The following is a 25148-nucleotide window of genomic DNA, read 5'->3' as shown; positions in this document are numbered from 1 at the left end:
TGGTTATTGTAATTATTCGTTTGTTCATGGATAAAATCACCGGAAAACTGAAATAAAGCAATTCCAAAAAGCACAGTGAATATGGCAAAAATCCAATATCGTCTATTCATATCGCACCCCAGCAGTTAAAAGCAAACTCTATTCAAGTATATTCCGGAATCAGGCCTAACTCTTTACATCCTTCTTAGTAGAGCAATTCGGAACAAAAGTAAATCCAATCAAGCAAATACCAAATGCAACACCGGAGATGATATAGCTATACTGATGTGCTTGAAATAAGTAAACTTTCACTAAGAAAAGTGCCATGCCAAAAATGATTAATCATTTTCCGATCAGTTGTTTCGACACAATTTGTTTCCTCCACATGATATTTGTCTTCGTCTGCATCTACGAATTATTTTATCATCCATTTTTACGTTCCCTCGCTAATTTGGTTTCATTTTCCTTTTTCTTTAAGAGAATTAAGCTGGAAACCATTCTGTAATCATATTCCAACAGCCCCCGGTTTCCTGATCCTCCAACAGAATTCGTATATAGATGTCCCCGTACCCAATCTCTTTCGTACATTTTTTCCACAAAGTCGCGCCGAGGGATTATAAATTCCAGGTACTTTCTTACAGCTATCTGTCAAATCCTTTTCCGGCCGGGCAGGATAGAATGTAAAAGGCAGTGACTCCGTAAAAATTTCAATGTAGTTAAATAAGATCAGAAACAGTATAATAATGGAAAAGGCAAGAAAAACCTTAAAGATGAGTGATGTACGTTTTATCAATCCGGACGGGAAGATGACATACGCGGTTGTCACCTTTCATCCAATGAAAATCGAATGATCCGCTCAAGAAAGAGAGAATGATATGAAAAAAAATTTCCTGCTCACAATAAGCTTGCTCATCATGATGAGTGTACTGACAGGTTTCCAATCTGGATCACCCAACGCGTTGCAACAGTCATTGCAATCCAGCCTTGTTCCCGTTTCTAAAATGGAACTGCCTTCGAAAACCATCATCGGGTTTGGAGAAGCTACGCATGGCAACAAGCAATTTACAACGCTAAAGTCAGATATTTTCAAGCATCTGGTGGAAAAGCAAGGATACCGCGTATTTGCCATCGAAGGCGATTTCGGCGGAGGGCAAAAGGTCAACGAATACATTTTAGGAGGCAGCGGAACTGCGGAAGATGCTGCAAAGGCAATCGGATTTACCATTTACAATACGCAAGAAATGGCAGCCCTTCTCTCTTGGATGCGCTCCTATAACGAGCAGCGGGATGTGAAAGACAAAATTCATTTTTACGGCTTTGACATGCAGCGCTATGACCACAACAAAAACGGGCTGTTCTCCTACTTAAAAAAGGTGGACCCGCCACTTGCCTCCAAGTATGAGACTGCGCTTGCGAATCTGAATGACAATACGGTGTATGATCAAAACAAAGCCACCGTACAAGACGGGCTCTCCCATATGAAAAACCTGATGGAGCGGATGAAAGAAAACAAATCCGTTTATATCGCCAAAAGCTCCGAGAGAGAATATGAATTGGCTTTAGCCTTTGCCGAAGCTATCAAGCAAAACGCTGCTCTTCGCGGAACCAATGCCAACTATAACAATACCCGCGATTTCTATATGGCGGAAAAAGTGAAGTGGGTCTTGTCCTTTGAAAAGAAATATTACGGTCGTGATAAATTGTTCATCACCGGACATAATGGACACATTGAAAAAACCTCCACTACCGCAGGCACAGCCACTTGCATGGGGGCCCATCTCGCCAAAGCCTTTGGGGACCAGTATTACGCCATCGGCAGTGAATTTTACGAAAGCTCCTTCCTTGCCAATGACGCCTTTACCAATGAGCGAAAGGAGTTTCATGTAAAAAATAGCGGGAACGATCGGCTGGCTGTACTGTTTGCACAGACAAACATGCAGGATGGATTCCTGGATTTTGCAAAGGCCAAAAATAATGAAAGTTTCACCGCCTACCTGAATAAAACGCAGCCCATCAGTGCCATCGGAGCAGTCTTTAGCGGATTGTATGAAAAAGTGGAAAAGATGTATACGTTGCAGATGGTTCCGGTGAAAGCTTTTGATGCGCTGATTTTCGTGCGGACTGCTAGTCCTTCGGTAATGTTAAAAGAGTAACGGAGTGGGATTAGTCGGGGTCGTTGCTGATCATGCCGTAGTTTGAAGAAAGAGAATGTCCTTTTTGCTGATGCAAAAAAAGGCATTCTCTTTCCTATTTCTATCTACTTTCCGTATAAATTTGAAAGGTTACGCCAAATTTGTCAGTTACATCACCAAACCCTGGGCTAAAAGGGGTTTCTTCAAATGGCATATTCACTTGACCGCCTTGCCGCAGGGCTTCGAAAAATCGTTTTGATGTCTCCACGTCATTCGTTGAAAGGCAAATGGTTACCTGCTTCCCCTTGGGAATAGACGAACCGCTCGGAGCATCGGAAAACATGAGTTCCGCTTCACCCACACGCAGCTTTGCATGTGCCACAAGATTCTTTAGCTCATCAGTGAAAGTTTCAGGCATTTCCGGCATATCACCGTAAGTAATGATTGAGAGGACTTCGGCACCTATCGCTTGTTCATAAAACTGAATCGCTTCCCTTGCGTTCCCTTCCATATTTACATAAGGGGTAAGTTTTACTGTCATCCTAGATCAGCTCCTTTTTTTCTATCATACCTTTTACCAAATGCGTTGATTTCTTTTCAATTGCTATCTTCAATAACCCAAAATATCTATTGGTTCTCCCGCTTGTTGATCAGCCTCTTATTCAAGCAAGCTGTGCTGCAAAAAATGCTGTTGACAGGACACTCTTAACCATTCTCGGTATTTGAAAAGTGCATGCTGACGAAATATCGCCTCGTGGACACTACGTCCGAAGAGTTGCATACTGTAAGGAGGTGGCGAAATCAACGGCTGTCCCTTAGTACACCAATAGATTTCTCCTACATAAAATAATATTTTTGGAGCGGGTAGCTGTGAACGAGAACAACCAGCGGGATGTGTTTGACGCGATTGCAGATCCAACCAGGCGCCGATTGATTCGTCTGTTAGCAGAAGCAGATGAGATGCCGCTTCATGAGTTAACCACACATTTTGAAATGGGCCGTACAGCGGTATCCAAGCATTTGACAGTCCTGAAAGAGGCCGGACTGGTACTTGATCGAAAGGTCGGCAGAGAAACGCGATATAGGCTGAACGCCTCTCCACTCAGAGAAATTCAAGATTGGGTGGCTTTCTACAGCAAGTTCTGGAGTACGAATATGTTGCGCTTGAGCCAACTATTAGAGGAGGAAGAAGAATGAGTTTAACCTTATCCTTGGATTTTCAGTACAAGACATCGATGGAGAAGCTTTGGTCCGCCTTAACCGATTCAAGCAAGCTTGCCAAGTGGGTGGTCAACATCCACACCGGTCAGGCAATGGAAAATGATTTTAAACCCGTCGTGGGACACCGTTTTCAGTTTCGTACTGAACCGAACGAATATTGGGATGGAATTGTTGAAGGCGAAGTGCTTATCGTGGACCCGCCACACCGATTGTCCTATACTTGGGGCAGCGGAGAGGAGAAGCATACGATCACCTGGACGCTGCAGGATTTAGGGGACGGAAAGGTTAACCTTCATCTCGAACAAACCGGATTCTCAAATGCCCAAGCACTGGGTGGAGCTAAGTATGGCTGGACCAAATGGTGCGGCGAGCTTGAAAAGGTGTTGGAACAATAAGCGCAGTCAATACTTATGCATCAATGGCGACAGCCGTATCGAGGCGATAAACAGCAAAAACCGGAGCACGCAATCGCTCCGGTTTTTTTCTGTGCCATGCCATGGTCTATCAGACGACTCGACCACGTTGGTTCCGTTTATTCGATCTCGTTTCGCTGGACGGAAGCGACCGGCTCCACGTTTTCCGTGTACATCCGCTTCACCAGCTCGCTTTCGGCCTCTACTCGATCCCCTTGCTTTGCCAAAAAGTCCTGCGACTCCCGCTGCTGATCGTTAGGCTTTTTGTTGTTCGGTCTGGACATGTATGTCCCCCTCCTGTTCTGCGGTAAACACCCTTCTTACTATGAGTGCCGCAGAGGGATTTTATTCCGGGTCCGGGAGGTTACTCCGCCACTCTTTTTGCCCCGCGCAAGTCCGGCGTCCCGGTTACGCTGAAGCGGATGCCTTCGATCTTTTTGCTGCTTAGGTAGTTTTCGTTGTTGAAATAGATCGGGATGACCGGCATGTCCTGCATCAATACAGTTTCGGCGTCGTGCAGAAGCTTCATGCGCGCTTCCTCGTTTTGTTCGACCCTCGCTTTTTCGATCAGCTCGTCAAACTTCGGATTGGCCCAGTTGGTGAAGTTGCGGGAGCTTTTCCCCGTGTACAGCTCCAGCATCGCGAGCGGATCGAGGTAATCGCCGTTCCATCCCATACGGGCGATCTGGAAGTTTTTCTGCTTGAACGTATCGATGTAGGTTTTCCACTCCTGATTTTCCAGCTTCACCTGCACGCCCAGGTTTTTCTTGAACATTTCCTGCAGCGCTTCGGCGATCTTCTTGTGGTTTTCCGCCGTGCTGTATTTCAGCGTAATCGGCGGAAGCTCTGTCCAGCCTTCTTCCTTCAAGCCTTCCGCCAAAAGCTGCTTCGCCTTGGCCGGATCAAACTGATAGTACGGCGCCACTTCATCCCGGAAGTCCTTGCCCGAAGGAGTTTTCACCCCGAATGGCGTGTAGCCGTACGCCGGGAGCTGGCCTCCCATGGTCACGTTTGCCGTCAAGATGTCCCTGTCGATTGCGTAGGAAAAGGCCTGACGGATTTTCGCGTTGGTGAACGGCTCTTTCTCTACGTTAAACGTGTACGTATAAATGCTGTAGTCCGGGAACGATTTGTACTCTTCTTTTCCTTTTTCCTGCTCAATCACGTCGATTGGCAAAGAGTCGATCAGGTCAAGCTCTCCCGTTTTGAACATCTGGTAGTAGGTAGTCGCTTCGTTCACCATCTTGAAGTGGACGGTGTCCATCGTTACCTTGTCTTTTTCCCAGTAGCTCTGGCTTTTGGCGATGGTCAGCTGACTATTGTGGTCCCAGCTTTCCACGGTATACGGGCCGTTGGTCACGATGCCTTTCGCTTCCGCCGCCCAGTGTTTGTCCGCTTCCACGACTTTCTTGTTCACCGGCAGATAGGCGCGGCTCATCATGATTTTCGGGAAATAGGTGATGGGATCTTTCAGTCCAACGACGAGTGTTCGGTCATCCTTTGCCTTGATCTGAACGTCATCCACGCTGCCTTTGCCCGAGTTGTACGCCTCTGCGCCTTGTATGTAGTAGAGCGCGGATGGTTCATAGGCGGCTGTCTGCGGATTCAGCACGCGCTTCCAGGAGTATTCGTAGTCATGCGCCGTCACCGGATCGCCATTCGACCATTTCATCTCCGGGCGCAGGGTAAACGTGTAGGTTTTGCCGTCCGGGGAGACTTCCACCTTTTCAGCTGCGCCTTCCACGATGTCCCCGTTTTGGCCGTAGCGGTACAGTCCTTCGTACAGATGGTCAATCACCCAGTACGAGGTGGTATCGGAAGCGAATGCCGGGTCCAATGTGTACGGTTCGCCCCGCAGATTGGCGGTCATGACTTGTTTGACGGCTGCCCCCGTCTGTTGATCGGAAGACGCAGCCGGTTTATCGCTGCCGCACGCGGAGAGCGCAGGCACGGCGAGCGCCAGCAGTGCAGCAAAAGCGAGCAATCCTTTTTTCATCGATGATTTCCTCCTTGTTCTCCTCTGTCTACTGTACAAGATGGCAAGCGATCCAGTGTCCGTGCCTCACCTCCTTCCACTCCGGCGCTGATTCGGCGCAAACGCCTTGGGCCACCGGGCATCTGGTGCGAAACGGGCACCCGCTTGGCGGATGAATCGGGCTGGGCATCTCTCCGGTCAGGACAATCTGCTCCCGCTCTTCGCGCTGGGCAGGATGGGAGACCGGCATGGCGGAGATCAAAGCCTGCGTGTACGGATGCAGCGGTGCGGCAAACAACTCCTCGCTCGGTGCCAGCTCCATCATCTGCCCCAGGTACATCACGCCGATCCGGTCGCTGATGTGCTTTACCATCGCCAGGTCATGGGCGATAAACAAATAGGTGATGTGCCGCTCTGCCTGCAGATCGGCCAGCAGATTGACGATTTGCACCTGAATGGAAACATCCAGTGCGGAGATGGACTCGTCAGCCACGATAAAGCTCGGCTCCACCGCAAGGGCGCGGGCAATCCCGATGCGCTGCCGCTGTCCGCCGCTGAATTCATGCGGAAAGCGTTTGGCGTGGCTGGGGTTCAGTCCTACCAGCTCCAGCAGCCGGTAGATGCGTTCTTCCCGCTCTTTTCCTTTTGCCAATCCGTAGGCGTCGATTCCCTCGGCGATGATGTCGCCCACCCTGAGCCGCGGATTGAGCGAGGCTTGCGGGTCCTGGAAGATCAACTGCATGTGGCGGTTTGCTTCCCGCCTTTCGCGTCTGTCCATCCTGGCGAGGTCTTTTCCTTGAAAAAGGATGCGCCCCGCAGTAGCCGGGTACAGGCCCACGATCGTCCTGCCCAGCCGACTTGCCGCAGCCGCTTTCCCCGACGATTCCGAGCGTCTCCCCCCGCCTGATTTCAAAGGAAACGCGGTCAATAATACTAAGTAAATAAATGCGAATACTGCGAATTGGAAATACAGAAAGCCCCTCTCCGGAAAGAAGAGGGGCGATTGCACGGTTCCCACCTTCTTATCTCTCAGAATAACTCCGCAGGATTTGGCACCGTAAGGTCGATCAGACCAAGGTTGCCGGGTTTCATCGGGCCAGTCCCTCCACCGCTCTTGATAAGAATGTTTTATGAAATTAAATTTCATTCACTAAATTCTTTTTTATCTTATCACTTTACTTGGATATGTCAATGTAGTTTTATTGCAATTGATATTTCTTTATTTGTTGGGGGGTGATTGTATGGTTTTAGACTGCTCTCAGATAAACGGACTAAAACGAAAAATAAGAACCCAGTCTGCCACTATTAAACTATCGATACTCCCTAACTGAATGAAGCGATGATTCCTCTATATCAGTTTTCGTTACTGTAATAGGTTAGCAGTTTATGTTTTATGAAACAAAAGCATACCCCGTCAACGAAAAGACGAGAGTATGCGGATAGTTATTGTTATGAAACTATTCCTAACATGTAACAATTGAAGAAAGGTCAATTTTAAAGCATATTGGCCATGAGTTACCACAACGGCTAAGTTTTTTAACTCACGCACCCTCTATAAGTGTCATCACTGAGATGCATGGTAAGGCGGGACGTGGTAGGTTATATTCAAAGTCCACATAGTCAAAAGAAGACCTCCTTATTTGCAAGGAGGTCTTCCGGGGCTCTCCCCTAGGTCAATCCGTTACATAGCAAATGCTATGGGATCAATGTAATCATATTGTATGTAGTAAATCATAAAATATGACAAAAGAGCAACTATGAAAGTTGCTCTTTTGGGATCAATTAGGTGTACGTGATTATTCACGGGATCAATGCTTTCACTCTAAATTATTGCACTACAAAAAGCTTCTGTCAAGTAGCGGTGTGTCTTGTAGTAAACAATCTCCTAACTGCATCATCAATCTTCATTATGTCTTGATGACATACGGAAGCTACCCTTCCTTTCGCTCGTAGCGGATAGGTGATTCTCCGCAAGCTTATCGTCCGGATCTGTTCAATAAGTGCCGTGTTATTATAATGTTCCAGATCGATATGGAAAAAGTACTCGTCATGTAGTCGTTGAGTAGTAAGTGGTACAACAACAGCGATCGGAGCTTCTTTTGTGCTCCATAGAAGGACTACTGGCCGATGCTTATTTTCTTCGCTTCCAATATTTTCACCTAATTCCGCCCAATAAATTCCCTTTCGAAAAATCGGAAATTTACGGGTATTTTCCGGACCGAACGTTATGATAGCTTTCTGCTTCATCCACTTAAGAAATTTCACGGCTTTTTCTCGCTCCGGCTGAAACGTTAGGAATTCTTTAACCTCACGCCAAATTTTTTCAATATCCTCATCTTGTGATCCCTGCAACAATCACTACACCTCCGCCCCACTTGCTTCCATCCAATCATGCAACAGCTCTTCAACAAAAACTTCCTGGTGAATTTTCACACCAACCAAGAACATTTTGAAACAAAGTCGGTCATCCCAATCAACCATCATTTTCTGCAATTTCTGTTTTTCCGTATCCGACAAGGACATTCCACTTTCTGAATGCCTCTCGTAATCCGAAGAACTCATACGCCATGGCACAAAATGCTTTTTATATCTCCGAGCAAGCCCTTGTGCGATCTCCAAGCCTTTTACATCAAAATCTCCGGAATAGTGAAGACGTAGGCCATGATGGTTATTTGTCTCCAAACAGCGGTCTATAAATCGAATGGTGGCCGCACTCGGCTGACCATTTAAACAAATTAAAATCGGAAGGCTGTCGTAAGATATGCGGTTCATATGATTCTTCCATTGCAGCGTTTCATTTAGCAAAGTTGCAAATACCGAAGGGTTTTCTACCACACACAGTTTGGAAAATGTCGGGATGACAGGCAATCTGTCTACTTGCCGAAGTGTCAAAACGAGCTCATCTTGTTTTTCGGTCAGTTGCGGTGCAAAGAGGATGACCTGTGAAGAGATATCATCGTCACCGATACCCGTAAAGCGATATATTTTTCGAATTTCTAAGCTTCTGACCGGATCAGCCACGTCATTCTCGTTCGTGCTGCCAGTACGGGACAGTTTCCAATCTTCATCAGAATCCAAGGAATTAAGAGAATCACTTGACTTGTCATCGAATTCCCATGAAAAAATCTCTCGGAGACTGTACCACAGCAATCGCCCAACCGGATATTTTAAATCGAACATGTGAGCATTTTTGGCAACCTTTGCAGCAAGTACTGGAAGGCGAATCAACAACTCGGAAGGTTCACATTCAACCTGTGCATCTTTTCTTTCTTTCAACTCCCAAACAAGACAAAGCGCATCCAAGCAATAAACAAATTGTTGTTGGGCTTCTTCCGAGTTTTGCATATACATTCCACGCAAAATCCGACGGCTTCCTTGTGCGGCCCCTTTTCGCAAGCCTTCCACCCATTCCACAATCGGAACCGGCAATTTGCCACTTCTCACCTTCTGCAACGCCTCATCAATAAACTGGTTCCATTTCCTCTCTTCCTGTTGTTGTTCTTCCGCTCGAGTCAGCACTTTTTGACCATCGAGACAGGAAAGCAATTCTTGAATCGTGATTTTGTATCCACTCTTTTGTAAAATGCCATCTAATTTCTTCATCGAGAATTTCAGATCTTCCCCAGGCTTCCAAAGCTGCTCCAGCAATCCCGCAAGCGAGTCACATTCATCGGCAGATAGCTGAGGGACTCGAACGAATCCGGACACGCCACGCCGACGATACGTGTCTCGAATCGCATCAATAAGCCGTGCAAGCCCGGGCTCTGAAAAAAACGCCTGAATCTGATTGTTCTGTTGTTCATCCATCTCCACTATTCCTCACTTGTAGGAGCTGCTTCGTCCGTCTGCAATAACTCGAGGCGTTTCCCATTCCAGCGATAACGGAACAGGGTGACAAAGTCGGCATCATTAGGGCGATAGATTTCCACTACAGACAGGCTCGGGACCGTATCATAGCAGCCCCATAACACCTGCGAGGTCATCATGTAGTCGAAATCCATTTCGGTCAGGAGCTTGAACAGGTCGCGAATGTTCTCTTCGTCAACACCGGCAAACGCCTCGTCCAGAGAGATGATTTTGGGCGCTTCGGGGCTGGCGTCTGCATACCGGGAATACGTGGCGGCAAACAACGGAATATACATCGACATCGCCTTTTCGCCACCGCTCATCACGTTAAATCTCGAATCGGTCAACTCCCGATAGCCTGCCTCGCCGCCTTTTTTGTACCGAAGCATAAACTGGAACCACGTCCGGTAATCCAGGATCTCGTAGATGTGTTTGCGGAGCGACTCCCGCTCTTCCTGCGCCCCCTGTTTCGCCCACTGGATCCGCGATCGGAAATGCTGGATCATTCGTTCGACTTCGTCTTCCCGCAGCAGCCGCGCATCCCTGCGCAAAAGCTCCACCAATTGCTCAGCATTCATTTCTTTCTCAGACTGGGCCGCTTTGGGCACCCATTGCAATTGCAATTTCAAGCCGCTTGAGGTGTTTCGCTCGGCCATCAGCCGGTTCATTTCCTTAATCCATTGTTCGGCACGCATAATCCGCTGGCGAACCGTCTTGCCGACACTGCGCAAGATAATTTCTTCATAAAGCTGCCGGTCCTTTTCATCCAGCAAACCGGACTGCTCCGTAATCAGAGCGTTCATCTCCTCAAGCAGGGCGGATGGCGTTTGAGGCCGCAATCGATCACGCATGGATACAATCGTTACCCGCCCGGTCTGGTCATTCACCACGGCTTCCAAGACATAATCTATCAATAGATGGCGGACTGCGTTGAACTGATCGAGCAGCGAAGACGTCACGCTTTCTCGGTTTCTGCCTGCCGAGGAAGGCTGCAATTTCTCATAAATGGCTTTGCATAGGCGAAAGGATTCGACATCGTCCACTTTCGATTTCGATACATCCACCCAATCTCTGATAAGGCCCAAAGAGATCTCGCCATTCCATCGTTGCAATGCGCGCTCCACCGCTTGTTGAAGTTCATCAAATCGTCGCGTTCTTGTGTGTAGTCGCTCGGTTAACCTTGCTTGCTCATTTTCCTTCTCTCTGATGTCTTTATCCTTGCTTTGAATATCGCGAGTCAGTTGTTTTTTCTCCGCTTCCAACTGGGAGATACGTTCAACCAACTCATGAATGCCTAGTTCTTGCATGTGGCGGCGCAGGCTCTCGATCTTTACTTGCAGGGAGTGGTATTTCTCCTCAAGTTCCTCCGCCAGTTCTGTTTCATTGTCAATTTCCGACAGCAGTTCTACGGTCTCTTCTTGCAGCCTCCCAATGGTTTGCGACGCATGCCGATACTGTCTCCAATCCTCATGCAATTTGGAAATGCCGTCCAAGTAATGCTGGATCGTTTCTCTTGCCATTTGCAACTCTTTGAGATTTTTGAGCCGGGACCATTGCTCCGTACTCACCGCCAGCTCGATTTTCAACTGCTGCCATTGATTGTTCTTTTCCCGCACACGATTGGCCATCCTCTGGGCCTGGGCCATCACCGCATGCAGCTTGTGAACGGCTTCGGAGAGAGCATCCAATCGTTCTTGAACCAGCTTGTCATTCGGAAACGCCAGCACATCTTCCTCTACCTGAGCAATCGCTTTCTGGATTTCGCTTGCTTTCTTTTCCAATTCTCTCCATTTTTGATCGCAGACGTCTATTTCACGCTGCAATCGCTCAATCTCGGATAGCTTGAAGCGGCGTCGGGCCTCCTTGCCAATAAAACGGGCTGGTTGAGTATCCGTTACACACCCGCGAACCGGTCCCAATTGAAAAAAGGAAGAACCGATCCAGATCGACGTGGCGTCCCACTCTTCAAATTGCGGCGTGTCTGTCGTTTCTCTCCAGACAAACGTCCGGAGTACCGCATCAATCATCGCTTCATCCAGGCCGCTTTCCGGGGAGGGAACAGGCTTCAGCACGTCAGCGAGGGTATACCCCCATTCCGCTGGCGCGGGGGCAAGCCATACCTCTTCACCTTCTTCGACCCTGACCAGGCGTCCATCCGGTGCTACCCATGCGTCAAGAAGTCCGCATGCGCCAAGGGCTCCTTCGATGCGAGCCCGCTCCTCCTCCGTCCAGTGATCCAGGAAATCGCACACGGCATACAACGGAGCCCCTGCCTCAGCCCCCCGACTTGCACGGGCAGCTATTCTCCCATCGCTTCGTTCCGGCTCCGGTTCACGGCTCTCCTTCCACGCTTGCTGCTCTCGCAGGAGTGCGGTCCGCTCTTCTTCGAGCCGCTGCATGTCATGGCGTAGCTGCCATTCCTGTTCCTTCCATTGTCTCCGAATCTGTTCCGCGGATTCGATGACGGGTTGCTTCACATTGGCGAAATTCCTGTTTTCCAGAGAAATAGTGGAGACTGCCTGCAATATCCGTTGAAATGTCCCTTCTTCTACAGCAAGCTCTTTTAGCTGCTGTTTCCACTGAACAATCTCCTCTTTTAACTGCTGCAGAGCGGCTTCTGTCTGCTTTTCGGACTCAACCTTCGCGAGTTCGGCTGCGTCCCTTTCCTGCCGTATAGCTCCCAGTTCCTTCTCCAATTCCTGCAGACTGTTCCATGCATCCCGCTCCTCCTGGGCAATCTTCTCTGCATGGGCGATCGCATCACGGTGACGGGCTAAATCCTTTTTCCACTCCGGAACAAACCTGTCTTCTTCAGGAGGGTGCGGGTGCCAATAGCGATGGTAGATATCGTGCTCGGCGAATTCCATCTCTCTTGCCAGACTCTCAAGTTCCAGCAGTTGATCTTCCTGGGCATGCAAATGCTCCGACATCAGCCCCTCATTTTTCTCGATTTCCGCTTGCATCCGATCCTTGCGCTGCACGAATCCATTCAGTCGTTCGCGCGATTTACCTAAATACTGGGAGGTATCAGCAAAATTCCCTTCCAGTGTTTGTAATTCTGTCTGCTTTTCAATCGCTTCATGTCGATTCAAGATAGAAAGATCGGCATCCACTTCTTGCAACCGGACCCGATATCTTTGCAAACGCTCATGAGATTCAGACAAATCCTGTTCCATTGCCCTGTATTGAGCCTGAACTATTTCTACTTCCTTCGCTTCTTCGCCCGCTTTTGCTTTAGCATCAAGTACTTTTTCTGATGCTTGGTAGAGGAGAAAGCGATTATAGCGATCATACGAATTCTCCAGCTTTTCCAGCTCACTCTGATGCAGCTTCAACTCTTCCAGCCGATCCGCGATCTGGTCCATATCTTCCAAAACCTCGGAGAGTGGCCGCAAATCATCTTCCTGGAGCGGCGGCAGCGATTCCGTCAATATATGATAAATAGCCGATGGCTTAAAATCTTTAGACAGCTTAGGGCTCCGCAGTTGGATAATCAAGTTCATCAAGTCCGTGAATATTTCGCTGTCATAAAAGCCAAACAATGCCTTGTTCACCAGGTCTCGGTACCCTTTTTGCTCCTGTACTACTTGTCCGCCGGCCCCAATCCTGGCTTCCAGCTCACGGCGGTCCAGGGGATACTTTCCTTTCCCCTCCAACCAGGCAACCCGGTCATACAGCCAGAAATCCTGGTTTACCCGGCGGCCGTCATCCAGCAAAAATCCCCAAAAGCTTACCTGAGAAGCCCCTCTGCGCGCACGCAGTCCAATGCCGATCGTTTTGTATATGCCTTTTTGCGGCTGGTGAAATTCCATCCACAAATACCCAATCCGATCAGAATGCTTGCCATCATCACCCAGCAAATAATACTCAATGCGCCGATCCCTCGAACCAAACGGATCCAGCCGGTGCGGCCGTTTGTCGCCGTCCAGCACCAGCGGGAGGAAGCTTTGCATCGTTACGGATTTCCCGGCACCATTTGTTCCCCGCAGGATGAGACGACCTTCCTCCAAAGAAAATTCTTCATCATCGTACACCCAAAAATTGAAGATGCCTGCCCGCGACATCTCCCATCTGTTTCGCGTCTGCTTTCCTTCCTCCATACCGATGGACTCGTTTTGCAATGGATTTTCAAGATGCATAGATCTCCCTCCCTTTATGCCGGATCTTCCGTTTGATAGATACCGTTCCAACGGCTCAGCACTGGAGTAATAGCGAACAGGTTTTCATTCTGCCAACGGCCCAATCCCCATTCACTCATGTGTCTGGCCAATGCTTCCGCCAATTCTGCCGCTGTCATGTCCTGATGCTCTTTGCTCCAGTATTCCTTGTGGCGTTGGCGCAAAACAAGCAACAGATTTTCCAAATCCGTCCGCCCCAGTATCATCTCCCCATTCTCTTCCACATACCACAGTGTCGACTCGGCATGCTGCAGCCTTCTCAATTCTCCCGCTAACAGCAGTACCAGATCGGATATAGCCGACATCGTAGGAAAAAGGTCACCATTACTAGTGGCGTCTGGATGAAAAAACAACAGTCCTTCCCGGTACCGGCTGCCTTCCCAGCCAAACATGGTGCGGAGCTGCTCGATTAATGACCTGCGCTGGGTAATGACATAGTACAAATCATCCGAATCCCACTCTTTATCTAAAATAACGGGCTCCAATAAAAGCCTCCTGTAGACTCGATGCCTTCTCCTTCTCATTTCTCCGTCCGCTGTGTCTGTATACACCATCTGGGCGTTGAGCTCATGGATGTCAGTAAAGCGTGTAAGCTCCTCGGGAAATTGACGAAGCACATACCGGACATTCGGAGTACATTCATAGAGGACGTTGTTTTCATCGTTGTGGGCCCAATCCTGCTCATCACCATCCACTGCGATCAGCACTCCAAGCTGCTTGAGCTTCTTCAATGCACGCACCATCGACAAGCGGTGCGGATACTGTTCCCAATCGACATGAAGCCCCGTTCCAATCATCTGTTCCTGGATTTGCACAACCATGTCTTTCAACAGAAATTGGTCCAATTCCGTTTTTCCTTCCAAAAACCACAATCCATACGTGAAAAAGGTATAATCCCGCGGCTCACGAAATTCTTGGAACCCCATCCACGGGTATGCTCGAAGCGGAGCCTTGTCCAATTTTGCCATGGACCGAGTGAGGATCAGAGAAAACCCGGCGTATTCCGCAAACCAGTCTCGCAGTTCACGATATTGGTCGCGAATCCAGTAAAACAATTCAGGCTCTTCCTCCTTGGTAATCCACGGACGGTTGAGCAGGGCATGGGCACATGCATGGCGCCTTTCTCTCCACACGTCTTCGCCTGATCGACCTTGCATTCGCATGCGGCGCAGAGCCCATGACCGAGTTCCGCCTCTACCCATGTACCGTCTCCTCCTTATAAGGCACGTCAAACGATAGCGTATAGTCTGGCATGTCCAATTTTCCGTCTTCACATACCAACGTTGTCATCTCATCGGACTGAGCCAACTGCAGCCTTACTTTGATTCCCTCCGCCGTAACGAACGAACGGGAAGCATTGCCCGTGCAGCGACCGATCCATTGCAATAACCGCAACCTGGTTTTTGCATCTACAATACCCAATTCAGAGATACGCACCTGCTTCTTTTCGGCCATCCGCTGGACAAACTCGCCCTCCTCCTGCAGTTGCCGCTCAATGACAGCTCGTGCCGCCTGCTTTCGGCTTCCTGACTGTCTGACCGGTTCTGCCTCAGAACGCGAAAGTCTTTTCCGGCTTCGTGAACGAACAGGACGAATCTTGGGGACTTCATTCCACATGGAGATATCAGCAAGGTCAGTCGTGCGCTCATCCTCACCTTGCAGATGTCTGCTGGGAAAGAGGCCAAACACATACGCGGCGAGACAATGGGCATCGTTCAGTGAGGTCAAACGGTCAAACCACTGGGCTACATACTCCAAATCTTTCTTCCGGCTGATTCCGGCCCGCTTTCGCTCCTGCAGCCTCACTGCGCAGCGGACCACTTTCGCGATCGTCTCTTTGGTTGCACGCTCCAGCAACACAAGTTCACTCTGCTCGTTTCCTTCTCCCAGAAACCATCTCCGCAGATTTTGCCAGCCTTGTTGCAAAGAATTGGCCATCTCTTCACTTGAAAAACTCTCTTCCAACCGAGGCTTTCGTATCTCGTCCTTTATGACATGTTCCACGAACGTTCCTGCCACAATCGGTGAGATTTTAGACAGATGCCCCTCTATCTGATAAGCTTTTTTCTGCAATCCTTTGATGAAATGCTGCAAATAGTCGGTCAGTTTATCCTTCATCAGCAAAAACGCTTCCGTAGCCATCATTTGTTCCGCTTGAATCGAGTGCATGCTGGCGATAAAGTCAGCAGCATTCTCATGCATGGTTTTAAAAGCTTGATACAGCTTTTCCCAACAAATCGCAGCTTCCCCTTCCTGGAAAAACCCCCCACTATGCCGTACAGCGACTAGACACTCCGCTATCGTATCCAGATAAGTTGTCTCCAGCGAGCCGCCGTATCCCTTTATCGTTTCTAGCGTTTGCAGCATCCGTTCGATTTCGATTGAATAGGGCGTCAGTACATACTGACTCTTCTTTCTCATATACTCTTCAACAGTCTGAGCTCGGCCGCCATCGTGCCTGGATGCAAGATTGCGCCAATCCTTGAGTTGTTCCAGATCAGCCTGGCACTGTTCAACTGTGTAATCTTCCAGTATCCCCCACTGCTTCACTCCCTCGAATACCTCTTCTACTCGAAGCCAATAGCGCAGCCGCTGGTATTCCTGATAGAAATAGCGCATCACTGCCCGATAGCGAGCGACATTGTCTGCGTTTAAATAACGAAATTCGGGAACGCCTCGCAGCATCGCTGGTGACATGGAATGCTCCATGGAGATGAACCTCCCGTCCGACTTTTCTTATCGAATATGGTATAGGGGTGTTCGGAAAAAATCCATATTGGCGAAATTTATAAAAATCAACCTCTTTATTTGGTTAAGTTAATTGTGGTTTAGGCTTATCGCGCCGTGTTAGAATAAATAGGAAATAGGAATAGTGGGGAGGGAGAAATATGACACAGCGAGGATCTTGCGAGGAAGGTAGAATGTCAAAAAAACAACATTTCTGGGCCGATATTCAAAGGAACTTGGAGAAGTATAAATTATACGCCCAATACGGTGGACTTCAGTGCCAGAACCCGGAATGCAAAAGAAAAGACTCTTTTGCTGTCCATGCCAATTATCGAGGTCGTAAGCGTTATAAATGCAAATGTGGGGCTACTGTCAATGATTTTTCCCAAACTCTTTTCCACCGCAGCCGTCATCCAGAACAATGGATTGATTTTATGGATTTGGTAGTGAAGGGAGCAAGCTTAGGACAAATGTCGAAAAAATTAGGGTTAAGTAAGGTAACCCTTTGCCGCTGGCGAAAAAAGTTTATGCAACTCGCAACTGATTATTATCAGGAGCGATTACAGGGGTTAATAGTAGCCGAGGAAGTAGAGATTACCAGCCTGGAAAGACCAAAATATGTCCGGAACTCAGGAGAACTAGAGAAAGGCGATAAACAAATCTATCTTATAGTAGCCAAGGATCGACTGGACAACTTCGTATTTCAGATAAACCAGAGTCGCTCGACTCTTTGGGATGCTTTATTGAGTCAAGTTAATGACAAATCAACTATCCATTCAAATGTTCCTCTCCCACCTCTTCCGAACAACACAGTTCTTGAACATGTAAAGTTCTTCGGACCATCAGAAGGACTCAGGACAGTAGAGAAACGTGACTGGAATAGCCCTGTCTCTTTGTTCCTACGCCATTTCACTAACATCAGCTTGAATTATCGAGGCTTATCCATCAATTATTTGATAGGCTTCTTAAGCCTATTTGCGTTACAACATAAACTAAAAAAAATTACCAGGGAGCAACAAAGTACCCTTTTCAGATACACATTGCTAACGAACAATATGGGAGCTGCGAATAAACTGTTATTCAACTGATAGATACAAGACTACTGAGAATGAATTAAAAAGAAGAATTATTGTGACATTTTTGTGAACAAGCTAACTCAGTTACTTAACCACATTTAAGTTATATAGCCAGAATTTTTACTCAGTTGAATTTTATAGATTTTTTTAAATATAAATGAACTTATTCAGCTTCACTTCGACCATATCGCCATGCTTCACCCTGAGTTCGGGAGCGATTTCTCCGCTGTACGTCCAGGCATCGATGACGGCTCCGGAAGCAAGCGTTATCTTCTTCTGCTGTGCCACCAGTTCGAACTTCACATCGGCAGGATCGGAAATATCTCCTGTCAGAACAGCTACTTCAACCGTCCCCATGCCGGTTTGATGATGACCGCCATGCTGTTGATGACTATGATGCTCGGAGCCTCCGGACATCCGTGTAGCCATGCCGCCCCCTTCGTCAATCCGGTCGTCATGTCGGATGCTTCCGGCAGCTTGGAGGCCTGCACACCTACCAGTACGTTTGATACAAGGATGGCGATTGCTACTACGCTGGTAAGAACACCAGCAGCTACGAGGCTCTGCAGCCTGACAACAAGCCTACGCTGAAGCGGTTCCCCCCGTACAACCTTCGCGTACCTTCTGCTTGCAAAAATCGCCGGCACAAGCAAAAGGAGCGCAACCAGCATCATCCGTTGAACGATCTCAAACGGGCCGGGCAGAACAGGCTGGGCAAAGACGGTACTGAAAGCAGCTATGCCGGATGCGAGCGCTGCCGCATAAAAGGACAGCGGTACGGATGGATGAGCCACCGTGCGAAGCGTTTCCGTCGTCGGCGGTTCCCCACCGGAGTCCCGCAAGCTTTTTAACTGAGGCAATATCGTTACCGTCAGATACAATTGAGGAATCAACGTCAGCGGTATAAGCGCCTTGACCGTGCCCTCCACAAACAGCCAGCCGCTCGTAACGAGTTGGCCGGTGATTGTCGCGTACCATAGTACACTCAGAAGAAGCGCCGAACCACCTACCCGCAGCAAGAAGGTTCTCCTCTTTTTCAGGCTGTCGTTGGTTGGCGAGTAGGGAAGGCCTGCTGCCGCCATACTGGCGATCCCCCACAACAGGGTCATACAGACCGTAAACATGATGTTGGAAATGATTTCGAACATGGTTTCCCCTCCTCGTGATCGGATGCTTCGTCAGTTTGCTGATTCTGGCTTGGGCTTCCGGACGATCGGCTTGATTTTGCCAAACGGTTTGAAATAAGAGATCGCCGTCATAAAGATCAGCGAGATGATATTGGCAATGGCCCCGCCGATCAATGAATAGCTTGCGTTCAAAAAGGCAGCATCGCCGAGCGCAAGGACTCTCTCCTGTTTGGCGATGCGAACGATTTGAGACAACCAGTCTCCCATATACTCGATGCCGAAACCGATCAATGATAAAGTCAGAATCAGCTTGATCAAGATCCAGTAATGCTTGAAAAGCCCCCAATTCGTCCAAACGGATAAGACAATGCCGGTGAGCAGCGCGACCAAAGCAGTGTACCGGATCAAGACGACATCGATCAAATGCATATTGTCCAAGGTGTAATACAGCTGCTCACCATTCTCCGCCTTCAGCATGTACGTACCGAGCAGCAGCATGACCATCGCTCCGCCAAGCCAGCAAACGACCGAAAGCACATGAATGGTGATGATCAATTGCTTTTTCCTGATCGACAATTTGTAACCCATACTCCAACCCTCCCTAACGGCTTCTTTGTTTGCCATCCTACCAACGAAATGTTGCGAACTTGTGGTGAACCTATTTACACATTGTGAGGGCCACAGATATCCGATAAAGTGGTAATAAATGGGCAGTACTGGGAGGATGAAAATGGGGAGTAAAGTTCTGATCGTAGAGGATGAAATCAAAATCGCATCGCTCATCGAATCCTTTCTTCAAACCGAAGGATACGTTGTCCTGACAGCGATAGATGGCAAAACGGCCCTGCAGCTCTTTTCAAAACACAAACCGGATATCGTTCTCCTGGACTGGATGCTTCCGCAAATGAACGGACTGGACATATGCCGGCAGCTCAGACAGATCGGCTCTCCCGGCATCATCATGGTCACGGCCAAATCCGAGGAAACCGACAAAATCGTCGGCCTCGAAATGGGAGCCGACGATTACCTGACAAAGCCTTTCAGCTTGAGGGAGCTTTCCGCACGAATCCGTTCCCTATTGAGACGAATGAACAGAAACGACAACGACGGACCCGGCAGCGTGCTGCGAAGAGGCGATTTGACGATTCACGAGGACAGTCTGCAGGTGTTTAAAGGGGCAGAGGAGCTGCATCTCACTCCAACCGAATTCAAAATCCTGCACCTGCTGGCGTCGAAGCCCGGACGGGTATACAGCCGCATGCAGCTTCTGCAGCACGCTTTCGAGGAGGAGTTTGTCGTCGACGAACGGACGGTAGATTCCCATATCAGCAAGCTCCGCAAGAAAATAGAGAGCGGGAACCGGACCTCCGACTACATTCAGACGGTATACGGATTCGGCTACCGATTCGGAGCGGAACATGAAAATTAGAACCAAGCTGTTCCTGACGATGAGCGTAATGATCGTGCTGCTCCTGCTTTTTCTGCTCGGCGTCACGCATGCACAGTTTTATATTTCTCGTGATTTTGCTTATCTGGAGGATAAAGCTGCTTTTGAATCATTAAAGAAAGAGTTCGAACAATTCTATAGGGACCACGGCGATTCTTGGGAACATGTCGGCGACGCCAGGTTTGAGTATTCCACCCCCTTTGCCGAAATCGTTTTGTCTGCAGATGGAAAAGTCTTGTATCAGCAAGGAAAACTAAGCGCCGATGAACTTCGCAATGACGGCTACAAACTCGCGCCTACCTCAGGTGACACGAGGATCGGCAGACTGTACGTGATGAACGACAGTCAGTTCAAGACTTACGAGTTTAAAAAGATGTGGTACGGCATGCTGCCCAATATCGGCATCGCTTCCCTGCTGTTCACCTTTGTCGCGGCTCTGCTGACCATCTTTTTGTTGTCCTGGAGACTGACAAGCCCTATCCGCAAAATCATCACGGGCATCGAGGCCATCAAAAAAGGCAACGCTGCAGCCATCTTTCCCGAACAAAGGAAAGATGAATTCGGAGCGATTGCCAAGGCTCTTCAGGAAATGAACGATTCGCTGGCAGCCGCGGAACGAACCCGAAAACAGTTGATGTCCGATGTCGCCCACGAATTGAAAACGCCGCTGATGATCATTCAAGGGGAATTGGAGCTGGCACATGAGACCGGGGCCCCCCTTTCTCCGGCCAAGCAAGCTTCCCTTCTCGATGAAGTATTGCGGCTGTCGCGTTTGGTCCATGATGTACTGGATTTGTCCAGGCTTGAGGCCGGCATGACGGAACTGTACCCGCGAACGGAAAACCTGGTTGCACTGTTGGAGGATGTAACGGCGAAGACCCGGTTTATGGCAGAGGATAAGCACATACAGCTTTCCGTACACGCCGAAGAGGAGAATATTCCTGTATCGGTTGAAAAATCCCGCATTCTCCAAGCGCTGTATAACATCTTGTCGAATGCCATCTACTATACGAATCCTGACGGCCAAATCCGCCTCCATGCGGAAACCGTACACTTGCCCGACCGGCAGCAGCCATACGTCCGTATCCGGGTGGAAGACAGCGGGGTCGGCATATCCGAAGTGGATTTGCCCCATATTTTCAACCGCTTTTATCGAGCGGATCATTCCCGGGCTCGCCCGAGCGGCGGAACTGGTCTCGGGCTCGCGATCGCGCAGCAAAACATCGCTGCTCATCGGGGGTGGATTGAGGTGGAAAGCGAAGTGGGGATAGGTTCAGTGTTCAAAGTCTTTTTGCCGTTGTGATGTGTGGAGGAAATCTTGATTGACAGACTCAGAAATGTCAGGCTGTGGTTGCTTGTATTTTACTTTCAAACCTGTTAGCTCAGTGATCTTTATCAAAGGAAAAGATTGACAGAACAAAAATCAAATGATACTTTCTGATAATGCCCTTTGCAATTAGGCATCCGAAAAGGAAAGGGAGGATGAATCAGATGTCTGCGCAGAATCAGCATATAGTCAAAATCGTTCCTTACAGCTCCAAGTGGTCTCTGGAATTTGAAAAAGAGAAAAGCTGGCTGCTTGAAGCTCTGGACCCTCACATCGTTGCCATTGAACATATTGGAAGCACCTCCATCCCCAACCAAGAAGCAAAACCAATCATCGATATGTTCGCCTGTGTTGAACAATTGCTTAATGAACGGGTCTACGCGGACTTGCTTAGTCATTCGGGTTACCGCTACATCCAAACCGGCATGCCCGAGCGGCATTTATTTGTAAAAGAATTCGCAGGTCAGCGTACACATCATTTGCATATCATGCCGATCGAGGGATTCTATGAAAGAAATGAATTGCTATTTCGAGACTACCTCCGTGACCATCCCCATTTGGTAAAGGAATACGGCGAGCTTAAACGCGCCTTGGCTGAACAATATCATTCCGACAATGAGGGCTACACACGAGCAAAAACTGCCTTTATTCAGCATGTTGTCGACCTGGCTCGAACTAAGCGGGGACTCCCTCTTCAAAAAGTATGGGAATAGTTGTTGTCATCCCCCATTTCACTCCTGATCCATTAGACGTTCCTGCCCTTAGTTGAGAAAAGGCAGCCGGTCAATTCTCCGGCTGCCTTCGTGTCATTATTCAGCTATCGATACCCGTTAGATTTCTGTAAAACGAATAATTTGGCGTTTGAACAAAAACGAGCGCTAAGTCAATTGGATTCAATCTGCTAGACCTTAAGAGAATTGTCCCATTCAGTGTAGCCATTCAATGCCTCACGATCTCCCTATGGAATGTAAGGCGGCAAATCCATAACCTTAAACGACCCGTCTATGTTCTTTACCGTATACTCAATTTGCTTTCCATTTTCAAATGATGTGTTATCGGGATATAAGAACGAAAGCTTATAGATATATTCATCATCAGTAACCTTTGTTTTTTCAATGATCTTATCAATCTTTACAATATTTCCTCCATTTACAGTACAATACTCTTCCATCAGCTTTGCATAGTCATCTTGAGGAACGGAAGGGTTGTATCCAATCAGTGTTTGATATTCGCCACCATAATATGTAACGATGGTGGCATAATCCTTTTTGCTTACAGCTTCAAAATAAGCATTTAAAACCTGATCGGGATCTTTGTCATTCATTTCTGTTGCTTTGTTTACTGAAGAACAAGAACATAGCAAAACAAGAAAGAAGCAGCAGAACAATAGTGTAACGGTCTTAGTGCTTATTTTATTTGGCAAATGTGCCATCCCCTATCTCTTGCTGTAGAGTAAAATGCCAAGATACCCAATCATATGAGTATCTTAGCAAGAATTACATTCTATTCGTCAATTGTGTAAGGAGTATAAGTCTGGGCATCGTCCCAAGTTCTATAAAATCGTTTTGCCTTATCTCCAGTTCCATCAGTTGTCGCTTCAATAGTATAGAACCCTTTTGGATTATTTGTTCCTTTATTGACCTCTTCTAGCATCCAAACATGCCCTTTTCTAAGCCCGACGTCTCCAGCTTGAAATTATACCAACTAGTCTTGTTAAACCTTTCAGCCAAATTGGATATGCCATATTTTTTTCCTAGCTCATAACGCAGAAGAAATGAACCCACTGCAATCGATGCCTGTGGTGTCACCTTTAGAAATACTGCTAACAAAATTCTTTCCTGAAGAGTTAGACGTGCCAATTGCATCATATCCTCCCCAGTTATATGGGATACCAATTTCCTCAGTTCGTTTTGTCAATTTCGCCAAATGGTCGAGAGGTGTTGTATTTTTAGTTGAGGGAGTCTTCATTTTGCTAGGGTCGGGTCTGTCAAGATTTTTATGTAAACTCAATCGCCCCATATATGAAAAGGTTTCATCCCTTAAATTAGGACTTCTTTTTCGGAGCCAACAGAGTCAAGGGCGTAAGGCGAAGCGAACCCTTGACACGTTGGCAGAGAAAAAGATAACCCCTTCGGGGAGGAAGCCTTTCATTTTTTTACGGATGTACGGCTTTACTCGATCCTCGAAGAAAACTGATAGCTTCAAAAGGATCTGGCCCCGGTTCTGGACTCGTCCCGTCCACTTTCGTAGAACATCCATGGTTACGAGATATAACATCTTCAGAAGGGCATCGTCTGTGAGAAACATGGCTTTTCCCTTTGTAACTTTTCGAAGCTGTCGATGATAACTCTGGATGACGTTGGTTGTATAGATAAGCTTTCGAATCTCCGACGGGTATTTAAAAAAAATAGCAATCTCGTCCCAGTTATTCCGCCAGGAACGAACCATCAAGGGATATTTACTGCCCAGGTTTGTTCAAACTGCTCGAGTTCTTCCAGTGCAGCTTACTCCGTTGGAGCCTTATAGATGGCTTTGATTCGGCCGTAATCTTTTTTAGATCTTTATTAGGAAACATACTTGATGGAGTTTCGGATTTGATGGATAACACATTTCTGAATCTCCGTCTTCGGATAACATGCCGAAATGGCCTCGGTAAAGCCGTGAAGTTTATCAACGCTCGTAATAAGAATATCCTGGACTCCACGATTTTTCAGTTCATTGAGTACATGCAGCCAAAATTTGGCCGATTCATTCTCCCCAATCCAAATACCAAGCACATCTTTATGACCGTCAAGGTCAATACCAATTACCATATAAGTGGCTTTACACAGAATATTTTTCAGACTCGACAGATCCGATTCTGAGTTCTCTCTGCTCAACAATACGATAAATTAATTTTTTGCTTTTAAGCTCTCAATGAAGCTTTTCAACTCATCTTCCTTGTTAAAATTTGTTTGTACATGATAATAATTCAGTTCATCGTATTTAACATTATTATCCAAATGCTGTTTAGGTAGTAATACTACATCCAAAACACCTTGTTTTTTTAGTAAATCATCAATACTGATTACATAGTTTCCTACTATTTCAAACTGATTATCTATTTTTTCCGTGTTGTCTTTACTTGCATACCACTGAATCATCTGATGATAGTCATATCCTGATCTCTTTACTTGTAAAACTTCAATATATTTATCTCCGTTTACATACGATATAAGTAGAGACTCTTCTTTCAAATCCAGTACCTTTTTTTGTTCAGTAAAACCATCGGGTAAATACTCTGGTAAGAATACTTGAAAGCTAAGTTTTTTTATTTCATCATTACTTACACTATTATTTGCACACGCAACTAGCAAGAAACACATTAATAATAACGGTACCAATTTTCTTATGAACACTAATATCACCTCTAAACTCATTGTTTATTTCTCCTAATAGCCGGAGAATTAAATATCAAATCAAGATTATTACACCTAACCACTATATCCTTTAAATAAACCGCAAATAAATAATCAAGATTATGCTCTTCCTTTTTGTCTATATTATGTTGAACATTTATGGCATAGACCATTATTTCTAATGGGCTTTTATTGGTCCAATCAAAATAACTTCCTGAATATATATCACTTTTCTCACTAGATAAAATTATAGAAATTAAATATTTTTTTAAATTAGGATTAACTGAAGAGAGATATGTATC

The 25148-nt window shown here is 47.3% G+C and carries 23 protein-coding genes, 2 pseudogenes and 1 riboswitch; of the genes and pseudogenes, 7 read left to right on the top strand and 18 right to left on the bottom strand.

Annotated features, from left to right (window positions below; translation table 11 throughout):
• The first annotated feature begins 854 nt into the window (after positions 1–854).
• On the top strand, positions 855–2132 hold the full coding sequence (locus Q3F21_RS25510; protein WP_340259154.1) for an erythromycin esterase family protein: 1278 nt from the start codon (positions 855–857) through the stop codon (positions 2130–2132).
• 100 nt (positions 2133–2232) lie between these two features.
• On the opposite strand, the gene Q3F21_RS25505 is transcribed toward Q3F21_RS25510, so the two are convergent.
• Positions 2233–2652, bottom strand: a complete 420-nt coding sequence (locus tag Q3F21_RS25505) for a VOC family protein (RefSeq protein WP_340259151.1) — start codon at positions 2650–2652, stop codon at positions 2233–2235.
• A 329-nt stretch (positions 2653–2981) separates the two neighbouring features.
• Between Q3F21_RS25505 and Q3F21_RS25500 the strand changes: the two genes are divergently transcribed.
• Together Q3F21_RS25500 and Q3F21_RS25495 are read left to right on the top strand one after the other, a co-directional pair.
• On the top strand, positions 2982–3308 hold the full coding sequence (locus Q3F21_RS25500) for a metalloregulator ArsR/SmtB family transcription factor (protein ID WP_340259149.1): 327 nt from the start codon (positions 2982–2984) through the stop codon (positions 3306–3308).
• Complete coding sequence (locus Q3F21_RS25495) at positions 3305–3727, top strand: SRPBCC family protein (RefSeq protein ID WP_340259147.1); 423 nt, start codon at positions 3305–3307, stop codon at positions 3725–3727. Before Q3F21_RS25500 ends, Q3F21_RS25495 begins: the two co-directional genes overlap by 4 nt.
• A gap of 137 nt (positions 3728–3864) precedes the next feature.
• On the opposite strand, the gene Q3F21_RS25490 is transcribed toward Q3F21_RS25495, so the two are convergent.
• From Q3F21_RS25490 to Q3F21_RS25455, 8 genes and pseudogenes are all read right to left on the bottom strand, one after another.
• Positions 3865–4029, bottom strand: a complete 165-nt coding sequence (locus Q3F21_RS25490) for a hypothetical protein (protein ID WP_340259145.1) — start codon at positions 4027–4029, stop codon at positions 3865–3867.
• Positions 4030–4109: 80 nt separating this feature from the next.
• A complete protein-coding gene (locus Q3F21_RS25485; RefSeq protein WP_340259143.1) occupies positions 4110–5741 on the bottom strand; it encodes a peptide ABC transporter substrate-binding protein in 1632 nt (543 codons plus the stop codon).
• Positions 5742–5769: 28 nt separating this feature from the next.
• Positions 5770–6682: pseudogene (locus Q3F21_RS25480) on the bottom strand (ABC transporter ATP-binding protein).
• A gap of 57 nt (positions 6683–6739) precedes the next feature.
• Positions 6740–6844: riboswitch (SAM riboswitch) on the bottom strand.
• A 727-nt stretch (positions 6845–7571) separates the two neighbouring features.
• The gene (locus Q3F21_RS25475; RefSeq protein ID WP_340259141.1) at positions 7572–8075 is read right to left on the bottom strand and encodes a type II toxin-antitoxin system PemK/MazF family toxin; all 504 of its coding nucleotides are present in this window, start codon (positions 8073–8075) and stop codon (positions 7572–7574) included.
• 3 nt (positions 8076–8078) lie between these two features.
• Positions 8079–9527, bottom strand: a complete 1449-nt coding sequence (locus Q3F21_RS25470; protein ID WP_340259139.1) for a DUF2399 domain-containing protein — start codon at positions 9525–9527, stop codon at positions 8079–8081.
• A 5-nt stretch (positions 9528–9532) separates the two neighbouring features.
• Positions 9533–13705: a TIGR02680 family protein gene (locus Q3F21_RS25465; RefSeq protein WP_340259137.1), complete on the bottom strand. Its 4173-nt coding sequence runs from the start codon at positions 13703–13705 to the stop codon at positions 9533–9535.
• A gap of 14 nt (positions 13706–13719) precedes the next feature.
• Positions 13720–14946, bottom strand: coding sequence for a TIGR02678 family protein (locus tag Q3F21_RS25460; protein WP_340259135.1), 1227 nt, complete (start codon positions 14944–14946; stop codon positions 13720–13722).
• Positions 14939–16453 (bottom strand): TIGR02677 family protein, encoded by a 1515-nt coding sequence (locus Q3F21_RS25455; protein WP_340259134.1) that lies wholly within the window; start codon positions 16451–16453, stop codon positions 14939–14941. Before Q3F21_RS25455 ends, Q3F21_RS25460 begins: the two co-directional genes overlap by 8 nt.
• A gap of 179 nt (positions 16454–16632) precedes the next feature.
• Between Q3F21_RS25455 and Q3F21_RS25450 the strand changes: the two genes are divergently transcribed.
• Positions 16633–17559 (top strand): hypothetical protein, encoded by a 927-nt coding sequence (locus Q3F21_RS25450; protein ID WP_340259132.1) that lies wholly within the window; start codon positions 16633–16635, stop codon positions 17557–17559.
• A 135-nt stretch (positions 17560–17694) separates the two neighbouring features.
• Here Q3F21_RS25450 and Q3F21_RS25445 read toward each other — a convergent pair whose 3' ends face one another.
• From Q3F21_RS25445 to Q3F21_RS25435, 3 genes are read right to left on the bottom strand one after another with little or no spacing between them, the layout of a single operon-like run.
• Positions 17695–17904, bottom strand: coding sequence for a hypothetical protein (locus Q3F21_RS25445; RefSeq protein ID WP_340259130.1), 210 nt, complete (start codon positions 17902–17904; stop codon positions 17695–17697).
• Positions 17886–18695 carry a hypothetical protein gene (locus Q3F21_RS25440; protein WP_340259128.1) on the bottom strand — a complete coding sequence of 270 codons (810 nt, stop codon included), beginning with the start codon at positions 18693–18695 and terminating at the stop codon, positions 17886–17888. The genes Q3F21_RS25445 and Q3F21_RS25440 overlap by 19 nt, the downstream gene beginning before the upstream one ends.
• A 30-nt stretch (positions 18696–18725) precedes the next feature.
• A complete protein-coding gene (locus tag Q3F21_RS25435; RefSeq protein WP_340259126.1) occupies positions 18726–19262 on the bottom strand; it encodes a hypothetical protein in 537 nt (178 codons plus the stop codon).
• Positions 19263–19404: 142 nt separating this feature from the next.
• Between Q3F21_RS25435 and Q3F21_RS25430 the strand changes: the two genes are divergently transcribed.
• From Q3F21_RS25430 to Q3F21_RS25420, 3 genes are all read left to right on the top strand, one after another.
• Complete coding sequence (locus Q3F21_RS25430; RefSeq protein ID WP_340259124.1) at positions 19405–20103, top strand: response regulator; 699 nt, start codon at positions 19405–19407, stop codon at positions 20101–20103.
• Positions 20093–21424, top strand: a complete 1332-nt coding sequence (locus Q3F21_RS25425; RefSeq protein WP_340259122.1) for a sensor histidine kinase — start codon at positions 20093–20095, stop codon at positions 21422–21424. The genes Q3F21_RS25430 and Q3F21_RS25425 overlap by 11 nt, the downstream gene beginning before the upstream one ends.
• Before the next feature lie 188 nt (positions 21425–21612).
• Complete coding sequence (locus tag Q3F21_RS25420; RefSeq protein WP_340259120.1) at positions 21613–22161, top strand: GrpB family protein; 549 nt, start codon at positions 21613–21615, stop codon at positions 22159–22161.
• 245 nt (positions 22162–22406) lie between these two features.
• Here Q3F21_RS25420 and Q3F21_RS25415 read toward each other — a convergent pair whose 3' ends face one another.
• The 6 genes and pseudogenes from Q3F21_RS25415 to Q3F21_RS25390 all read right to left on the bottom strand — a co-directional run.
• Positions 22407–22880, bottom strand: a complete 474-nt coding sequence (locus tag Q3F21_RS25415) for a hypothetical protein (RefSeq protein ID WP_340259119.1) — start codon at positions 22878–22880, stop codon at positions 22407–22409.
• A 71-nt stretch (positions 22881–22951) separates the two neighbouring features.
• Positions 22952–23101: a hypothetical protein gene (locus Q3F21_RS25410; RefSeq protein ID WP_340259118.1), complete on the bottom strand. Its 150-nt coding sequence runs from the start codon at positions 23099–23101 to the stop codon at positions 22952–22954.
• Entirely contained in the window at positions 23095–23313 is a 219-nt protein-coding gene (locus Q3F21_RS25405; RefSeq protein ID WP_340259115.1) for a hypothetical protein, read from the bottom strand. The genes Q3F21_RS25410 and Q3F21_RS25405 overlap by 7 nt, the downstream gene beginning before the upstream one ends.
• A gap of 292 nt (positions 23314–23605) precedes the next feature.
• Positions 23606–24282: pseudogene (locus Q3F21_RS25400) on the bottom strand (IS256 family transposase); the annotation flags it as partial.
• 57 nt (positions 24283–24339) lie between these two features.
• Complete coding sequence (locus tag Q3F21_RS25395) at positions 24340–24867, bottom strand: hypothetical protein (protein ID WP_340259113.1); 528 nt, start codon at positions 24865–24867, stop codon at positions 24340–24342.
• On the bottom strand, positions 24864–25148 hold a 285-nt coding region (locus tag Q3F21_RS25390; RefSeq protein ID WP_340259111.1), incomplete at its 5' end, for a hypothetical protein. The genes Q3F21_RS25395 and Q3F21_RS25390, both read right to left, overlap by 4 nt.

This window comes from Brevibacillus borstelensis (assembly GCF_037834415.1).
Classification (GTDB): domain Bacteria; phylum Bacillota; class Bacilli; order Brevibacillales; family Brevibacillaceae; genus Brevibacillus; species Brevibacillus borstelensis_A.
This window is presented reverse-complemented; position numbering and strand designations above follow the sequence as displayed.

Excerpts from the sequence above, each read along its gene's own strand:
- Q3F21_RS25510 (WP_340259154.1), top strand. The coding sequence starts at position 855 with ATGAAAAAAAATTTCCTGCTCACAATAAGCTTGCTCATCATGATGAGT.
- Q3F21_RS25505 (WP_340259151.1), bottom strand. The coding sequence starts at position 2,652 with ATGACAGTAAAACTTACCCCTTATGTAAATATGGAAGGGAACGCAAGG.
- Q3F21_RS25495 (WP_340259147.1), top strand. The coding sequence starts at position 3,305 with ATGAGTTTAACCTTATCCTTGGATTTTCAGTACAAGACATCGATGGAG.
- Q3F21_RS25490 (WP_340259145.1), bottom strand. The coding sequence starts at position 4,029 with ATGTCCAGACCGAACAACAAAAAGCCTAACGATCAGCAGCGGGAGTCG.
- Q3F21_RS25485 (WP_340259143.1), bottom strand. The coding sequence starts at position 5,741 with ATGAAAAAAGGATTGCTCGCTTTTGCTGCACTGCTGGCGCTCGCCGTG.
- Q3F21_RS25470 (WP_340259139.1), bottom strand. The coding sequence starts at position 9,527 with ATGGATGAACAACAGAACAATCAGATTCAGGCGTTTTTTTCAGAGCCC.
- Q3F21_RS25465 (WP_340259137.1), bottom strand. The coding sequence starts at position 13,705 with ATGCATCTTGAAAATCCATTGCAAAACGAGTCCATCGGTATGGAGGAA.
- Q3F21_RS25460 (WP_340259135.1), bottom strand. The coding sequence starts at position 14,946 with ATGGGTAGAGGCGGAACTCGGTCATGGGCTCTGCGCCGCATGCGAATG.
- Q3F21_RS25455 (WP_340259134.1), bottom strand. The coding sequence starts at position 16,453 with ATGGAGCATTCCATGTCACCAGCGATGCTGCGAGGCGTTCCCGAATTT.
- Q3F21_RS25450 (WP_340259132.1), top strand. The coding sequence starts at position 16,633 with ATGACACAGCGAGGATCTTGCGAGGAAGGTAGAATGTCAAAAAAACAA.
- Q3F21_RS25445 (WP_340259130.1), bottom strand. The coding sequence starts at position 17,904 with ATGGGGACGGTTGAAGTAGCTGTTCTGACAGGAGATATTTCCGATCCT.
- Q3F21_RS25440 (WP_340259128.1), bottom strand. The coding sequence starts at position 18,695 with ATGTTCGAAATCATTTCCAACATCATGTTTACGGTCTGTATGACCCTG.
- Q3F21_RS25435 (WP_340259126.1), bottom strand. The coding sequence starts at position 19,262 with ATGGGTTACAAATTGTCGATCAGGAAAAAGCAATTGATCATCACCATT.
- Q3F21_RS25430 (WP_340259124.1), top strand. The coding sequence starts at position 19,405 with ATGGGGAGTAAAGTTCTGATCGTAGAGGATGAAATCAAAATCGCATCG.
- Q3F21_RS25425 (WP_340259122.1), top strand. The coding sequence starts at position 20,093 with ATGAAAATTAGAACCAAGCTGTTCCTGACGATGAGCGTAATGATCGTG.
- Q3F21_RS25420 (WP_340259120.1), top strand. The coding sequence starts at position 21,613 with ATGTCTGCGCAGAATCAGCATATAGTCAAAATCGTTCCTTACAGCTCC.
- Q3F21_RS25415 (WP_340259119.1), bottom strand. The coding sequence starts at position 22,880 with ATGGCACATTTGCCAAATAAAATAAGCACTAAGACCGTTACACTATTG.
- Q3F21_RS25410 (WP_340259118.1), bottom strand. The coding sequence starts at position 23,101 with ATGCTAGAAGAGGTCAATAAAGGAACAAATAATCCAAAAGGGTTCTAT.
- Q3F21_RS25405 (WP_340259115.1), bottom strand. The coding sequence starts at position 23,313 with ATGCAATTGGCACGTCTAACTCTTCAGGAAAGAATTTTGTTAGCAGTA.
- Q3F21_RS25395 (WP_340259113.1), bottom strand. The coding sequence starts at position 24,867 with ATGAGTTTAGAGGTGATATTAGTGTTCATAAGAAAATTGGTACCGTTA.